This is a genomic window from Microbacterium sorbitolivorans (genome assembly GCF_003327285.1).
GTDB classification, from domain to species: domain Bacteria; phylum Actinomycetota; class Actinomycetes; order Actinomycetales; family Microbacteriaceae; genus Microbacterium; species Microbacterium sorbitolivorans.
This window is the reverse complement of sequence record NZ_KZ848476.1, coordinates 62,380-76,434: the sequence shown is the minus strand read 5'-3', so window position 1 is coordinate 76,434 and position 14,055 is coordinate 62,380. Positions and strand designations below refer to the sequence as shown.

At 69.8% G+C, this 14,055-nt stretch carries 15 protein-coding genes; 5 read left to right on the top strand and 10 right to left on the bottom strand.

All coding sequences use genetic code 11. From position 1 onward, the window contains the following. The first annotated feature begins 10 nt into the window (after nucleotides 1-10). From DTO57_RS11830 to DTO57_RS11815, 4 genes are all read left to right on the top strand, one after another. Nucleotides 11-1,108: a LacI family DNA-binding transcriptional regulator gene (locus tag DTO57_RS11830; RefSeq protein ID WP_114118448.1), complete on the top strand. Its 1,098-nt coding sequence runs from the start codon at nucleotides 11-13 to the stop codon at nucleotides 1,106-1,108. 63 nt (nucleotides 1,109-1,171) lie between these two features. Then, entirely contained in the window at nucleotides 1,172-1,864 is a 693-nt protein-coding gene (locus DTO57_RS11825) for a response regulator transcription factor (protein ID WP_114118447.1), read from the top strand. A gap of 81 nt (nucleotides 1,865-1,945) precedes the next feature. Next, nucleotides 1,946-3,610 carry a sensor histidine kinase gene (locus DTO57_RS11820; protein ID WP_229730614.1) on the top strand — a complete coding sequence of 555 codons (1,665 nt, stop codon included), beginning with the start codon at nucleotides 1,946-1,948 and terminating at the stop codon, nucleotides 3,608-3,610. A gap of 125 nt (nucleotides 3,611-3,735) precedes the next feature. Next, nucleotides 3,736-4,023 (top strand): WXG100 family type VII secretion target, encoded by a 288-nt coding sequence (locus DTO57_RS11815; protein ID WP_114118445.1) that lies wholly within the window; start codon nucleotides 3,736-3,738, stop codon nucleotides 4,021-4,023. A 59-nt stretch (nucleotides 4,024-4,082) separates the two neighbouring features. Here DTO57_RS11815 and groL read toward each other — a convergent pair whose 3' ends face one another. The 4 genes from groL to DTO57_RS11795 all read right to left on the bottom strand — a co-directional run bounded on the left by groL (nucleotide 4,083) and on the right by DTO57_RS11795 (nucleotide 7,723). Next, nucleotides 4,083-5,699: a chaperonin GroEL gene (groL, locus tag DTO57_RS11810; protein WP_114118444.1), complete on the bottom strand. Its 1,617-nt coding sequence runs from the start codon at nucleotides 5,697-5,699 to the stop codon at nucleotides 4,083-4,085. Between the two features lie 111 nt (nucleotides 5,700-5,810). Beyond that, nucleotides 5,811-6,356, bottom strand: coding sequence for a LytR C-terminal domain-containing protein (locus DTO57_RS11805; protein ID WP_162785765.1), 546 nt, complete (start codon nucleotides 6,354-6,356; stop codon nucleotides 5,811-5,813). A gap of 42 nt (nucleotides 6,357-6,398) precedes the next feature. Next, nucleotides 6,399-6,644, bottom strand: coding sequence for a DUF3263 domain-containing protein (locus DTO57_RS11800; RefSeq protein WP_114118442.1), 246 nt, complete (start codon nucleotides 6,642-6,644; stop codon nucleotides 6,399-6,401). Nucleotides 6,645-6,772: 128 nt separating this feature from the next. After that, nucleotides 6,773-7,723 carry a DUF2332 domain-containing protein gene (locus tag DTO57_RS11795; protein ID WP_114118441.1) on the bottom strand — a complete coding sequence of 317 codons (951 nt, stop codon included), beginning with the start codon at nucleotides 7,721-7,723 and terminating at the stop codon, nucleotides 6,773-6,775. Between the two features lie 80 nt (nucleotides 7,724-7,803). Here DTO57_RS11795 and msrB point away from each other — a divergent pair, with 80 nt between their 5' ends. Then, the gene (gene msrB / locus DTO57_RS11790) at nucleotides 7,804-8,208 is read left to right on the top strand and encodes a peptide-methionine (R)-S-oxide reductase MsrB (protein WP_114118440.1); all 405 of its coding nucleotides are present in this window, start codon (nucleotides 7,804-7,806) and stop codon (nucleotides 8,206-8,208) included. A 54-nt stretch (nucleotides 8,209-8,262) separates the two neighbouring features. On the opposite strand, the gene DTO57_RS14580 is transcribed toward msrB, so the two are convergent. From DTO57_RS14580 to DTO57_RS11760, 6 genes are all read right to left on the bottom strand, one after another. Then, entirely contained in the window at nucleotides 8,263-9,120 is an 858-nt protein-coding gene (locus DTO57_RS14580) for a sunset domain-containing protein (protein WP_222843270.1), read from the bottom strand. 87 nt (nucleotides 9,121-9,207) lie between these two features. Then, nucleotides 9,208-10,197 carry a LacI family DNA-binding transcriptional regulator gene (locus DTO57_RS11780; protein ID WP_114118439.1) on the bottom strand — a complete coding sequence of 330 codons (990 nt, stop codon included), beginning with the start codon at nucleotides 10,195-10,197 and terminating at the stop codon, nucleotides 9,208-9,210. Next, a complete protein-coding gene (locus DTO57_RS11775; protein WP_114118438.1) occupies nucleotides 10,197-11,027 on the bottom strand; it encodes an inositol monophosphatase family protein in 831 nt (276 codons plus the stop codon). Before DTO57_RS11775 ends, DTO57_RS11780 begins: the two co-directional genes overlap by 1 nt. Further along, entirely contained in the window at nucleotides 11,024-11,788 is a 765-nt protein-coding gene (locus DTO57_RS11770; protein WP_114118437.1) for an HAD family hydrolase, read from the bottom strand. The genes DTO57_RS11775 and DTO57_RS11770 overlap by 4 nt, the downstream gene beginning before the upstream one ends. Continuing rightward, complete coding sequence (locus tag DTO57_RS11765) at nucleotides 11,785-12,858, bottom strand: ABC transporter ATP-binding protein (RefSeq protein ID WP_114118436.1); 1,074 nt, start codon at nucleotides 12,856-12,858, stop codon at nucleotides 11,785-11,787. Before DTO57_RS11765 ends, DTO57_RS11770 begins: the two co-directional genes overlap by 4 nt. 26 nt (nucleotides 12,859-12,884) lie before the next feature. Continuing rightward, nucleotides 12,885-14,054 carry an ABC transporter substrate-binding protein gene (locus DTO57_RS11760; RefSeq protein WP_114118435.1) on the bottom strand — a complete coding sequence of 390 codons (1,170 nt, stop codon included), beginning with the start codon at nucleotides 14,052-14,054 and terminating at the stop codon, nucleotides 12,885-12,887. Between the last annotated feature and the right edge of the window lies 1 nt (nucleotide 14,055).

Genomic DNA, 14,055 nt, shown 5'->3' with positions numbered 1-14,055 from the left:
TGTGAGACGCATGCCTTCCAGAACACCGGGTGGTCGGGGGCGCGCGGGGCGCGTCACGATCGCCGATGTCGCCGCCAGCGCGGGGGTCTCGACCTCGACGGCGTCGCTCGCCTTCCGCGGATCCGATCGCGTGCTCGGCGAGACCCGCGACCGGATCCTCGCCGCCGCGGCCGCGCTCGGCTACGACGGCCCGCACCCGGTTGCGAGCTCGCTGCGCAGCGGGCGCAGCGGCATCGTCGGCATCGTCGTCGCGGAGCGCGTGGGCCTGGCGTTCCAGAACCCCGTCGCCCTCGCGACCATGGACGGCCTCTCGGAGCGGCTCGACTCGGTCGGCTACGGGCAGCTCCTGCTCCCGGGCCGGGCGCGCCCGCTCCCCCACCCGGATCCGCTGCGCTCGCTGCCCGTCGACGCCGTCGTCTTCGCGACGCGCGGCGAGGAATTCGACCAGCTCCTCCCCCTCGTGCGCGCCCGCCGCGTCCCGATAGTCGGCATCGAGGGTCCGCACGCCGACGACGTGACGCTCGTCGAGATCGACGACGCCGGCGGCATGACCCAGATCGCCGAGCACGTCGCGACCCTCGGCCATCGCCGCGTCGGCGTCGTGATGCGCACGACCCAGCCCGGCGAGACGCACGAGCCCGGCCCCGCCGTGCCGATCCTCGAGGGCATCGACGAGATCACGAACGAGACGATCCGCGGGCGCCTCGAGGCCGTCGCCCGTGTCTTCCCCGGCGCCGTGCGCGTCGAGGCGGGCGGGCGTGACTCGGCCGCGGGCAACGCCGCCGCGCACGCGCTGCTCGCCCTCGGCGACGCGCCGAGCGCGATCCTCGCGCAGAACGACATCCTCGCCGCCGGCGCAGTGTCCGCGGCGCGCGAACGCGGGCTCGACGTGCCCCGCGACGTCACCGTCACGGGCTTCGATGGCATCGAGGTGCCATGGCTCGACATCCCCCTCACGACCGTCAAGCAGCCGCTGCGCGGGCGCGGGCGCGAGGCGGGCCGCATCGTCGACGAGCTGCTGAACGGCGGATCCCCCGCGAGCGTTATGCTGCCCGTGTCGTTCCGCGCGGGCGCCACGGCGGCACCGCCACGGGTGCTTACGAGCTAGACGATCGCTATGCGATGACCGGATATCACACACTTCTGTAGCTACACCCGACATAATGGGGACATGACCGCAGCGCGCATTCTCGTAGTCGACGACGAACCCAACATCCGTGATCTGCTCTCCCAGAGCCTGCGATTCGCAGGTTTCCAGGTGCGCACCGTTATCAACGGTGCCCAGACGATCTCGGCCGTCCTGGAAGAGGAGCCCGACCTGATCGTGCTCGACGTGATGCTTCCCGACATGAACGGGTTCAGCGTCACCAAGCGTCTGCGCGACGCCGGCTACACGGCCCCGATCATCTTCCTCACGGCGAAGGACGAGACGGAAGACAAGATCAAGGGCCTCAACGTCGGCGGCGACGACTACGTCACCAAGCCCTTCAGCCTCGACGAGATCGTCGCGCGCATCCAGGCGGTCCTCCGCCGCACGATGCAGACCGAAGACGAAGAGTCGGTCATCCGCACCGGCGAGCTGACGATGGACCAGGACACGCACGACGTCTATGTCGGCGAGACCGCCATCGACCTCAGCCCCACCGAGTTCAAGCTCCTGCGCTACCTCATGCTGAACCCGAACCGCGTGCTCAGCAAGGCGCAGATCCTCGACCACGTCTGGGAGTACGACTTCAACGGCGACGCCGGCATCGTCGAGAGCTACATCTCGTACCTGCGCCGCAAGATCGATCCGCACGCCGCTGAGTCGCTGATTCAGACCAAGCGTGGCTTCGGGTACATGCTGAAGGTCGACAAGCTCTAAGAAGGACGAGCCCTGGCCGCGCGAGTAGATCCGTTCACTCGGTGGTGGCGACGCACGAGTCTGCGCGCCAAGATCACCGGTGTGACGGTCGGCGTTCTCGCGGCCGGGCTGCTCGCCGCCGGAATCGGCACGCTGCCCGTGCTGCAGGGCATGCTGCGCGCCAACATTGACTCGACCGTCAAGCAGCTCGCGGGCACCAATATCTACGAGACGCTGTTCGACGTCGATTCGGGTCCGTCGGGCGCGCCCGTCCTTGACGAGAAGTCGGCGCCGCCGCGCACCGACTACATCATCGCGATCTATGACGTCGATGGCGAGCTCGTGGCCGTCGCCGGCGGCACCGAGGGCTCGCGCCGCTACCCGACGTTCCCCACGAAGCTGACGGTGCAGGACGCGTTCCTGAACCAGAACGAGGCGTTCACGCTCCACGCCCTCACCGGATCCGATTATCGCGCCGCGGTGGCACCGATCGAGATCGCGGGCGACAGCACAAACGCCCTCTACGCGCAGCTCGTGGCGCAGCCCGTCGGCGACGCCGACTCGTTCGTGGGCACCTACGTGGGCGTGTTCACGACCATGACCGTGATCACGCTGATCCTCGGCGCCCTCGGCACGCGCATGCTCGTGACGCTCGCGTTCCGCCGTCTCGGTCAGGTCGAGGAGACGGCGATGAGCATCGCCGAGGGCGACTTCTCGCAGCGCCTCACCGAGATCGAGCCGACGACCGAGGTCGGCCGCCTCAAGATCGCCATCAACACGATGCTCGAGCGGGTCGATGAGTCGTTCGCCGAGCGCGACGCCGCCGTCGTCAAGATGCGGCGCTTCATCGGCGACGCGAGCCACGAGCTGCGCACGCCGCTCGTAAGCGTGCGCGGGTACGCCGAGCTGTACCGCATGGGCGCGATGCAGACCGAGGAAGACACCGCGAAGGCGATGGAGCGCATCGAGAAGGAGGCCAAGCGCATGTCCTCCCTCGTCGAGGACCTGCTCTCGCTGGCCCGCCTCGACGAGCGCCGCGCCCTCGAGATCGTCGACGTCGACCTGCGCAAGGTCGCAAGCGACGCCGCGCTCGACGTGCGGGTCTCGGATCCGGGACGCAACGTGACGGTCATCGACACCACCTTCGTGGCCCTCACGGGGCCCGTGAAGGTGCTCTCCGACAACGAGGTCGCCACGGTCTCGGAGGAGCCTCCCGTGACGACCGCTCCCCTGCCGCTGCCGAAGAAGGAGACCTCGACGGGTCTCCTCAACGTCATCACCACGAGCACCGCCGCCCTCGGCCGCGCCTCGCGCAAACGCCGCAAGGCGGCTCAGGCCGAGGAGGCCCCCGCGAAGGCACCCGCCGTCGACTTCTCCGGCCCCGCGGAGGGCAAGGTCATCGACATGCCGCCCATCGTGGTCGGCGCCGAGGAGCCCATCCAGCAGGTCGTCGCGAACCTGCTCGGCAACGCGCGCCGCTACAGCGCGCCCGACGCCCCCATCGAGATCGAGGTCGGCGTCAACCCCGAGACCCGCATGGGCTGGATCGCCGTCGTCGACCACGGTGAGGGCATCCCGCCCGAGATCCGCGACAAGATCTTCGAGCGCTTCTGGCGCGCCGACACCTCGCGCACGCGCGAGACGGGCGGATCCGGCCTCGGGCTCGCGATCGTGTCGTCGATCGTCGAGCGCCTCGAGGGCGCCGTGGAGGTCGTCGAGACGCCCGGCGGCGGCGCGACCTTCCGCATGTCGTTCCCCCTCGCGTAGGCCCCTCAGCGCGTCCACAGGGGCGCTTTACGGGGAAGTTATCCACCGATCGCGTTCTCGGCGAGCGGGCGGGCCGTCCCGGCTCCTAGCGTGGTGCGCACACCACCAGAAAGGAGCCATCCGAAATGGCACAATTCACCGTCGATAGCGATTCGCTCTTGCACACCAAGGCGGAGGTCGCGCAGGGATCGGAACGCCTGCGCGGCGACGTCGCCTACATCATGGGCCGCGTGCACTACCTCGAGGGCACGTGGCAGGGCGCCGCGTCGCAGGCCTTTCAGGGCCTCGCCACCGAGTGGCAGGCGCTACACCTGCAGGTCGAGAACGCGCTTGCCGACCTCGCCCGCCGCCTCGAGGTCGCCGGCACCGGCTACCAGCAGGTCGAGCACGACGTCGCCGGCATGTTCCGCTAAACGAAAAGCAACCGCCCCTCTCCCGAAGGAGAGGGGCGGTTGCTACCGGAGTGGCTGGATCAGAAGTCCATGCCGCCCTCGGCCGGAGCGGCGGGCGCGGCCGGGGCCGGCTTCTCCGCGACGACGGCCTCGGTCGTGAGGAACAGACCCGCGATCGACGCGGCGTTCTGCAGGGCCGAACGCGTCACCTTGGCGGGGTCGATGATGCCCGCTTCGAGCATGTCGACGTACTCGCCCGTGGCGGCGTTGAGGCCCTGGCCCGAGGGGAGCTCGGCGACCTTGGCGGCCACAACACCCGGCTCGAGGCCGGCGTTGAGGGCGATCTGCTTCAGCGGAGCCTCGATGCCGATGCGAACGATCTTCGCACCCGTCGCCTCGTCGCCGTCGAGCTCGAGCTTGTCGAACGCGGTCGTCGCGGCCTGGAGCAGCGCAACGCCACCACCGGGGACGATGCCCTCTTCGACGGCAGCCTTCGCGTTGCGGACGGCGTCCTCGATGCGGTGCTTGCGCTCCTTGAGCTCGACCTCGGTCGCGGCACCAGCCTTGATGACGGCCACGCCACCGGCGAGCTTCGCGAGGCGCTCCTGGAGCTTCTCGCGGTCGTAGTCGCTGTCGGTCGCCTCGATCTCACGGCGGATCTGGGTCACGCGACCCTCGATCTGACCGGCGTCGCCGGCACCCTCGACGATGGTCGTCTCGTCCTTGGTGACGATGACCTTGCGGGCACGGCCGAGCAGGTCGAGGTCGGTGTTCTCGAGCTTGAGACCCACCTCTTCCGTGATGACCTGGCCACCGGTGAGGATGGCGATGTCCTGCAGCTGAGCCTTACGGCGGTCGCCGAAGCCCGGAGCCTTGATGGCGACGGCCTTGAAGATGCCACGGATCTTGTTGAGCACGAGGGTCGCGAGAGCCTCGCCCTCGACGTCCTCGGCGATGATGACGAGCTCGCGGCCCGCCTGCATGACCTTCTCGACGACGGGGAGGAGATCCTTGATGTTCGAGATCTTCTGGTTCGCGAGGAGGATGTACGGGTCCTCGAACACGGCCTCCTGGCGGTCGGGGTCCGTGACGAAGTAGGGGTTCAGGTAGCCCTTGTCGAAGCGCATACCCTCGGTCAGCTCGAGCTCGGTGCCGAAGGCCTGAGCCTCCTCGACCGTGACGACGCCTTCCTTGCCCACCTTGTCGATGGCCTCGGCGATCAGCGCACCGATCTCGGGGTCAGCGGCCGAGATCGACGCGGTCGCGGCGATCTGGTCTTTGGTCTCGATCTCGCGGGCGTTCGCCTGCAGCTCACCGATGACGGCCGCGACGGCCTTCTCGATGCCGCGCTTGAGGCTCACGGGGTCGGCGCCGGCGGCGACGTTGCGGAGACCCTCGCGCACGAGTGCCTGAGCAAGAACGGTAGCCGTCGTCGTACCGTCACCGGCGACGTCGTCGGTCTTCTTGGCGACCTCCTTGACGAGCTCCGCACCGATCTTCTCGTACGGGTCGTCGAGCTCGATCTCCTTAGCGATCGACACACCGTCGTTGGTGATCGTGGGGGCGCCCCACTTCTTCTCCAGAACGACGTTGCGGCCGCGCGGGCCGAGCGTCACCTTGACGGCGTCGGCCAGCTGGTTGAGGCCGCGCTCGAGGCCGCGACGGGCCTCCTCGTCGAAAGCGATCATCTTTGCCATGTGTGTTCGTCCCTCCCGGACGTAAGGCCTGTGTTTTTTAGCACTCACCGATAGCGAGTGCTAAGAGCATTCTGGCACTCGATAGGTGCGAGTGCAAACCGCGGGGAGGGATTACTCAGAGATGTGGTCGAGGCCGACGACGATCGTGAAGCCGTCCTCGCTCTGGTCCTTGAACTCGTCGCTCTGCACGACCTCGGCGCCACCGATCGACTCGGCGACTCCGAGCGCGCGGGCGCGGTCGTCCTCCGTGACGTAGTACACCGTCGTGACCTCGAAGTCCGTCGTGTCGGAGTCGAACACCGCGACCATGTCGTCGGCCCAGCCGGCGCTCATGAGCTGCGCCTCGACGTCGGTTCCGGCGTTCGGATCCGAGGTGCCGTTCAGCACGACGAGGAACGCGCTCGTGTCGACCTCGGGCTCGACCTCGGCGGTCGGGGTTGCCGAGGCCGTCGCGGTCGGGCGCTCGATCGTGCCGGTGTTCGACAGCGCGAGGAAGGCGAAGATGCCGCCGCCCGTCAGGACGATCACGGTGAGCAACCACCAGAGCAGCGTGACCAGCCAGCGCAGGCGGGGGCGGGGCGCTCGGTGCGCGCCAACCCGCGACGGATCGCGGGGGACCTCGTCGAAGCGGTCGCGCGGAAAATTGTGCTTCGGCATCCGGGACATTGTAACGACGTAGCTGAGGGATACCCTGCGTTATCAGCGCAGGAGGCTCGCGCGTCGCGAGCTGCCCTTTTCGCGCAGGCGCCGCAGCCGCCCCACGAGGAGGGGCGCGTACTGCGCGGCCGCGGGATCCTCGACCAACCGGCCGAGCTGCTGGTAGTACCGCGCCGGCTCGATCTCGAGCCGCGCCCGGATGGCGTCTTCCTTCGCCGGGCCGTCGGCGGGCCACTCCCCCTCGAAGTCGAGGATCGCGCGCGAGCGCTCACTCAACTCGGTACCCATCCCCCCAGGCTACCCCGCGCCGGCGCGGCCGGCCTGCGCCGCCCCTCCGCCCTCAGCCGAAAGAACAAGATTTGCCCGAACGCACATGAAATAACGTAGGCGTTCGCGTAACTCTTGTGCGTTCGGGGTCAGAGGGCGGCGATCCAGCCGCCCAGCGGATCCACCTCGGCGAGCGGGCGGCCGTCGAGCGCGAGCAGGAAGCCACGCTCGCCCTCGGGCGCCGGATCCCAGGTGTCGTGGAGCGCCGCGCTGTCGATCGTGATCCAGCGCGCCGGGAGCCCCTGGATCGTGGCGATGAGCCGCTCGCGCGCCTCGCGCGGGATGTGCGGCAGCACGCCCGGCGTCGTGATGACGATCGTCGCCCCCTCGGGCGCCCGTGCGACAAGCTCCTCGAGCGCGCCGGGCTCCGATGCGTCGCCGGCGACCATGAGGGGCGGATCCGCGGCCGCGATGTCGAGGGCCGCGTGGATCCGCTCGGCGCGCTCGGTCTCGCCGGGCCACACGAGGCCCTCGATCCACGCGCGGTCCTGCGGATCCCGCGCGTCGCGCGGCTGGATGTCGATCCCCGCGCGCCACACGATCTCGGGGATCCGCGAAGGGCCCGCGATGTCGCCGCGCAGCACGCTCGCGAGCTCGACGGAGCCGGATCCGAGAGGGGCCTCGTCGCCGTAGCGGTACGCGTAGCGGTCGGGGAACAAGCACAGCCCCGCCGAAGCGCCGACCTCGATGAGCGCGATCGGGCCGCGCACCCGCGTGAGCGCGAGCATGAGGGGCGCGCACCGCAGCGGTTCGTTGGTCTGCGTCGACCGCGCGGCGCACTCGGCGACGACGCGGTCGGCGTTCGCGCGCACGAAGGCGGCCCACTCGGCGTAGGTGCCCTCGCCGGATCCGAGCATGCGCGTCGCGGCGAAGACGACCGGCGGCTGGCGGTGCGGTGAGGGAAGCTGCGAGAGGATCGCCAGGATCTCGTCGTCGGTCGCGACGCCCTCCGCCCACTCGCGGTAGACCTCGCTGCGGCCGGGGGCCTCGTTCGCCGCGAAGCGCTCGTACCGGGCCCGGGCGTCGTTAATATCACTCACTCCCCTATCCTGCCCGACGGGTTACGGCGTGTGTCAGAGGCTCGGGAATAGTTCCGAGGCCCCCGGCGTAGTCTGTTGGCATGGGATACGACGTTTCGAAGACCGATGAGGAGTGGCGCGCTGAGCTCACTCCCGAGCAGTACGCGGTGCTCCGCGAGCAGGGCACCGAGCGTGCGTGGACCGGAGAGCTCCTCGACGAGGACCGCGCCGGCATCTACACCTGTGCCGCCTGTGGCGCCGAGCTCTTCAAGAGCGGCACGAAGTTCGACTCGCACTGCGGCTGGCCGAGCTTCTACGAGTCGGTCAACCCCGAGGCGGTTCAGCTGCTCGAGGACAACAGCCTCGGCATGGAGCGCACCGAGGTGCGCTGCGCGAAGTGCGGCGGCCACCTCGGCCACGTCTTCCCCGACGGCTTCGGCACCCCGACGGGTGACCGCTACTGCATGAACTCCCTCTCGCTGAACTTCACGGCGGACGAGGCGTAAGCAGCACGAAAAACGGCCACCCGCTCGGTTGAGTGGGTGGCCGTTTTTGCGCTGTTAGATCTTTGCCTTGCGGTAGCCCGCGCGCTGGGCGTCGGCCTCGTTGGCAAAGCATTCCTCGGGCTTCGTGCGGTCGTAGAAGCGCTGACCGGGCACGTGGTAGATCCCGCTGTCCTTGTTGCCCTTGATCGGGTATCCCTCGGGGCAGCTGTACCCGTTGCCGGGCTTGCTCTGCCCGGGCCCGGGCTGGGCCGGCTTGGGCGCCGCCGGGCCCGTGAGCTGGGGCGAGGATCCGCCGGACGTCGGCGAGTACATCGCGATGCCCTCGTACGTCCAGTTGCGGTCGCCGCGGCGCAGCGCGTCGGCCTCGGACTGGTTCGCCGTGTAGAAGTGCTTGCCGAACTTCGACGACCAGAAGCGGTAGACGGGCTGGGTGCCCTTCGTGCCGGGGGTCGCGGTGCAGAACGCGGCGCCCTCATACGACCAGTTCTTGTCGGTGCGGCGCACGAGGTCCGACTCGACCGTGCTCGTCGTGTAGAAGTGCGACTCGAACTTCGACGACCAGAAACGGTAGACGGCGATGGTGCCGGCCTGGCAGCCGCCGTTCACGGTCGGCCAGACGCGGAAGTCCTGGCCCTCGTAGGCCCAGTTCGGGTCCTTCGAGTAGATGCCCTGGGCCTCGCTCTGGCTCACGGTGTAGAAGTGAGCGTTGTCGAACTTCGACGACCAGAAGCGGTAGACGGGGCGGCTATCCGCGACGTTCGCGATCATGTCGAGCTCCTCCGTGGGAGCGGCGACGGAATCGGTGACGGCGGTTTCGGCGGGCTCGTCGCTCGCGAGGGCCGGGGCCGTCGGGAGGACGAGGGCGGCGATCAGGGCGGTGACGCCACACAACTTCAATGCGAAAGAACGCATGCGCAGGGGCCTTTACAGTAAAAGGGCAAGAGAAACCCCAGTAGATATCTTGGGATTCCTGTGATCGTACCGAATGCCGGTTAACGGTTAGCGACGGAACGTGCTGCCCCGCACGAGCAGGGTCGGCTCGTACCAGGCGCGCTCCGGATCCGTGCGGCCGTCGCGCCGCTCGGAGATGCACTCGATCGCGCGGCGGCCCATCGCGCGCTGCGGCTGGTTCACGCTCGTGAGCGCGGGCGACACGATGCGGGCGAGCGGGGTGTCGTCGTAGCCGACGAGCGCGATGTCGCCCGGCACGTCGATGCCGCGCTCGCGCGCCACCCGCAGGATCTCGGTCGCCGTGAGGTCGTTGTTCGCGAGCACGCCGTCGACGCCGGAGCGCAGGATCCGCTCGATCTCCTCGTCGTCCTCGGGGCCGACGCGGTACTCGGCCAGCTCGAGGCCCACCTGCTCGATCGCGGTGCGGACGCCGCGGCCGCGCGCCGCGCTCGTCACGCTCGTCGAGCGCGTGACGTAGGCGATGTGCCGGCACCCGATCGCGAGCAGGTGCTCGGTCGCGGCGCGCGCGCCGTGGGCGTCGTCGCTCGCGATCATGTCGAGGCTCTCGGGCGGCTCGTCGAGCCGCGCGACGACCGCGACGGGCGTCAGCTGCGCGGCGTGCTCGAGAACCTCGCGGGGCGCCCAGCTGCTCACGACGACGATGCCGTCGACGCGCAGCTCGAGCATCGTCTCGATCTGGCGGGCGAGGTCGGGGGCGGATCCGGCGCCGTGCCCGATGATCGTGCGCAGCCCGCGCTCGCGCGCCTCGGCCTCGGCGCCCGCGACGACGCCCGTGAAGTGCGGGTTGCCGATGTCGTTGAGCACGATGCCGACGATGCCCGATTGGCCGCGCGCGAGCGAGCGCGCGGCCGAGTTGATGCGGTAGCCGAGCTCGGCCGCCGCGACGTGGATCCGGCGGCGCGTCTCGTCGGCGACGCCGCGCTCCCCGCGCAGCGCCCGCGACGCGAGCGACTTGGAGACGCCGGCGCGCGCCGCGACCTCGATGATCGTCGGCGCGCGCCCCGCGGGAGTGCTCATCAGCCGCGTCGCCGAGCGACGATCGCGCGCGAGACCTCGTCGAGCACGGGGTACTCGGCGCCGGCGCGCAGCGCGACGTAGCCGGGCGCGAGGTGCGCCCCGCCGGTGGGGGCCTCGTCGTACCAGAGCGGGCGGTAGTCGCCGCCGGCGCGGAGGAGGATCAGCATCGACGCGGCGACGTCCCACGGGTTGACCGAGGATCCGAGCGCGCTATCGGTCCAGCCGGCCGCGACGTGCGCGATCGAGAGGGCACCGGATCCGGTGCGGCGCACCGAACTGAAGGTGTCGACGAGCGAGCCGAACTCGGCGAGTGCCGCGGGGCCGTCGGCCTCGAGGTCGCGTGCCGTCGGGAACCCGGTGATGAGCGTCGCCGCCTCGGCGGGCAGCGCCGGGCCCGTGACGAGCGACTCGCCGTCGAGGAACGCGCCCTCGTCGCTCGCCGCGAAGAGGCGGTCGGCGATCGGGTCGTACACGACGCCCGCGACGATCTCGCCCTCGACCTCGGCGGCGACGACGACGCAGAAGAACGCGAGGCCCTGCGCGAAGTTGCTCGTGCCGTCGATGGGGTCGATGTACCAGGTGACGGGGCCGGATCCGCCGCGCACGCCGCCCTCTTCGCCGACGATGCGGGATCCGGGGGCGCCCTCGAGGAGCAGCGGCACGATGATCTCTTCGCTCGCGCGGTCGTGCTCGGTGACGAGGTCGTGGCGGTCGCGCTTGTGGTCGATCGTCATGTCGCCGCGGAAGACGCCCTTGAGGTATGCGCCGGCGGTGCGGGCCGCGTTCTCGGCGATGCTGCGGAGCTCGAGGGATGAGGGTGTGAGGGTCATGCCATCTCCTTCATGACGGCCAGGAGCCCGGCCGGGTCGGTCGTCGTGATGTCGGCGGTGATGCCGAACACCTCGGGGTGTGCCGCGGCGTAGGGCGACGGCATGAGCACGTTCGCGCCGATGCCGGCGCGGGTGCCGCAGAGCACGTCGCGGTCGAGGTGGTCGCCCACGTACCAGCACTCGCTCGCGGGCACGCCGACAGCCTCGCAGCCCATCAGCAGGAAGTCGGGGTTGGGCTTGCGGACGCCCACCTCGTCGGAGTAGATCTCGGCGACGAAGTAGTCGGTGAGGCCCTCCTGCGCGAGGTAGTCGCGGTGCACCTGGCCCGAGAGCGCGTTCGACACGATCGCGACGGGGATCTCGGCCTCGCGGCAGAACTCGAGCAGCTCGCGCATGCCGGGGCGCAGCTCGCGCTGCTCCTTGGTCGCCGAGACGCGGTACGACAGCTCGGTGACGTGCGGCTCGATCGCCGCGCGCTGCGACTCCGTCCAGTCGGCGGCGATGAAGTCCATCACGAACTCCCGCTGCGACAGCTCGCGCGGGCGGAGCGGGCGCGACATCGCGTTGCGCCACTGGCCCGCGGCCTTCGCGCCCGCGGTGATGTCGGCGACGAGGCGCTCGCGCGACGGGAGGTTGTCGGATCCGGCAAGCTCGCGCGCGGTGTCCGCGACGATCTCCTGCCAGCCGGCGGGCTTCTTCGAGGCCACGATCACACCGCCGAAGTCGACGATGAGGGCGCGGGGCAGCTTCAGGGAGGTCATGCGGTAATCAGGCTTTCTGCAATGCGGGATCCGTCGTCCGAGAAGAAGAGCGCATCGCTCGGCGAGACCGAGCAGGTCGTGCGCTCGCCCTCGCGGACGGCGGGGAGAGAGGTGGTGGTGCCGAAGAGGCGGCGGGCGCCGTCGGAGGCCTCGACGATCCAGGATCCGCCGGTCGGCAGGAGGGCCTCGATCGTGACGGGAAACTCGAGCGGCCCGGCGGCGCCAGCGCCGAAGCGCAGCGCCTCGGGGCGGAGGCCCGCCGACGCCGCGGCGGGGTTCGCGTCGAGGACGCGGGCGGAGGATCCGGTCTCGCCCCGCTCGATGACGTTGAGGGGCGGGCTGCCCATGAACTCGGCGACGAATCGGTTCGCCGGATCCTGGTACACGTCGAGCGGCGAGCCGACCTGCTGCACGCGGCCCTCGTTCATCACGACGATGCGGGTCGCGAGGGTCATCGCCTCCCACTGGTCGTGCGTGACGAAGACCATGGTCGTGCCGGTCTCGCGGTGGATCCGCTGGAACTCGGCCCGCATCTCGAGGCGCAGGCGCGCGTCGAGGTTCGACAGCGGCTCGTCGAGGAGCATGACGGAGGGACGCGCGGCGAGCGTTCGCGCGATGGCGACGCGCTGCTGCTGACCGCCCGAGAGCGCCGCCGGGAAGCGGTCGGCGTAGGGCGCGATGGCGAGCGTCTCGAGCGCGTGGTCGACGCGTTCGCGCCGTTCGCGTGCCGACACCTTCTGGATCGTGAGCCCGAACTCGACGTTCTGGCGCACCGTCAGGTGCGGCCAGAGCGCGTAGCTCTGGAAGACGAATCCGAGGCCCCGTCGCTCGGCCGCCGTGTGGATCCCACGGGCCGCATCGTCGACGACGGCGTCGCCGATCGTGATCCGGCCCTCGGTCGGCATTTCCAGACCGGCGATCATCCGCAGCGTCGTCGATTTGCCGCAGCCCGACGGGCCGAGCAGGCAGAGGAAGTCTCCCTGCTCGACCGTGAGGCTGAGGTCATCGACGCTCGGCGCTGCGCTTCCGGCGTACGTCTTCGCGACTCGTTCGATCGTGATGGCGCTCATCGCGCGTTCCCTTCGTCAGGCGTGAATTAGCGTGCGGAGACGCGCCAGAGGTCCTGCCACGACTCGCGGTTCGCCCAGTCGGTGTCGAGGCCCGCGTTGTCGAAGAAGTAGAGCGAGTCGAGGTGGTCGGCGGTGTGGGCCGGGTCCTCGGGCTGCACGACGGTCGAGTTCGACGAGATCTTGCCGTCGGCGATCTGGGGCTCGATGCCCTCCTGGGTCAGCGCGTAGTGCACGAACAGCATGGCGGCGTGGGGGCTCTTCGTGCCCGTCGCGATCGCGATGCCCTTGGGGGCGGCGCGGCCCGTGAACGGCTCGAGGCCCTCGCAGACCGAGAGCGCGTAGCCCTTCTCGTCGATGTTGCGGTACTTGGCGCTCGACATCAGGCCCATGGGCGGATCCGTCTGGCCGAGGGCGCCGACGGCCTCCGAGGCCTCCTCGCCGGACTTCGTGACGATCGGCGAGTTGCCCGCGAGGCGCGCGACCCACTCGGCCGTCGCCGAGTCCTGCTCGGTCTCGAGCGGCTCGCCGTACAGGTCTTCGTAGGCCTGGGCGAGCGCGTCGTCGTCGAACTGCGACATCTGGCTAAACCAGTCGAGGGTCGCGTTCGAGCCCACCGGGTCATCGATCGCGAACTTGCCGGCCCAGTCGGCGTCGGTCAGCTGCCACACGTTGCTGATGGGGCAGGCGTCGTAGACCTCGGTGTTGTACGTGAAGAACGCCGGGTCGGTGATCATGACGAGCGGCTCGCGCATGTTCTCGGGGATGTTCTCCTCGAGGTCGGCGGGCACGTAGGTGGTGACGAAATCGTTCGGCAGCAGCTGGCTCTTGAGGGCCGGCAGGTCGCTCAGCGCGACGACGTCGCCGACGATGTTGCCCGACTGCGCCTCGCGCGTGGTCTTCTCGATGACCTCGGCGGCGTCGGCCTTCACGCCGGTCGCCTCGATGCCGTATTCCTCGGTGAAGGCGGCGGCCATCTCCTCGATCTTCGACGTGCCGTCGTAGATCGTGATCGGGCCTTCTTCCTTCGCCGCCGCGATGAGCTCGTCGAGCGTCATGTCGGTGTCGAAGACGTTTTCGGTCTCGGTGTCGGTCTCGGCGGCGGTGCTGGTGGGCTGGCCAGCGCAAGCGGTCGCGGCGAGCGCGACGCCGAGCAGAGCGCCGGTGACGCCGGTGAGGCGGCGGGCAGTGCGGTTCATG

Excerpts from the sequence above, each read along its gene's own strand:
- DTO57_RS11830 (WP_114118448.1), top strand. The coding sequence starts at position 11 with ATGCCTTCCAGAACACCGGGTGGTCGGGGGCGCGCGGGGCGCGTCACG.
- DTO57_RS11825 (WP_114118447.1), top strand. The coding sequence starts at position 1,172 with ATGACCGCAGCGCGCATTCTCGTAGTCGACGACGAACCCAACATCCGT.
- DTO57_RS11815 (WP_114118445.1), top strand. The coding sequence starts at position 3,736 with ATGGCACAATTCACCGTCGATAGCGATTCGCTCTTGCACACCAAGGCG.
- groL (WP_114118444.1), bottom strand. The coding sequence starts at position 5,699 with ATGGCAAAGATGATCGCTTTCGACGAGGAGGCCCGTCGCGGCCTCGAG.
- DTO57_RS11805 (WP_162785765.1), bottom strand. The coding sequence starts at position 6,356 with ATGCCGAAGCACAATTTTCCGCGCGACCGCTTCGACGAGGTCCCCCGC.
- DTO57_RS11800 (WP_114118442.1), bottom strand. The coding sequence starts at position 6,644 with ATGGGTACCGAGTTGAGTGAGCGCTCGCGCGCGATCCTCGACTTCGAG.
- msrB (WP_114118440.1), top strand. The coding sequence starts at position 7,804 with ATGGGATACGACGTTTCGAAGACCGATGAGGAGTGGCGCGCTGAGCTC.
- DTO57_RS14580 (WP_222843270.1), bottom strand. The coding sequence starts at position 9,120 with ATGCGTTCTTTCGCATTGAAGTTGTGTGGCGTCACCGCCCTGATCGCC.
- DTO57_RS11780 (WP_114118439.1), bottom strand. The coding sequence starts at position 10,197 with ATGAGCACTCCCGCGGGGCGCGCGCCGACGATCATCGAGGTCGCGGCG.
- DTO57_RS11775 (WP_114118438.1), bottom strand. The coding sequence starts at position 11,027 with ATGACCCTCACACCCTCATCCCTCGAGCTCCGCAGCATCGCCGAGAAC.
- DTO57_RS11770 (WP_114118437.1), bottom strand. The coding sequence starts at position 11,788 with ATGACCTCCCTGAAGCTGCCCCGCGCCCTCATCGTCGACTTCGGCGGT.
- DTO57_RS11765 (WP_114118436.1), bottom strand. The coding sequence starts at position 12,858 with ATGAGCGCCATCACGATCGAACGAGTCGCGAAGACGTACGCCGGAAGC.
- DTO57_RS11760 (WP_114118435.1), bottom strand. The coding sequence starts at position 14,054 with ATGAACCGCACTGCCCGCCGCCTCACCGGCGTCACCGGCGCTCTGCTC.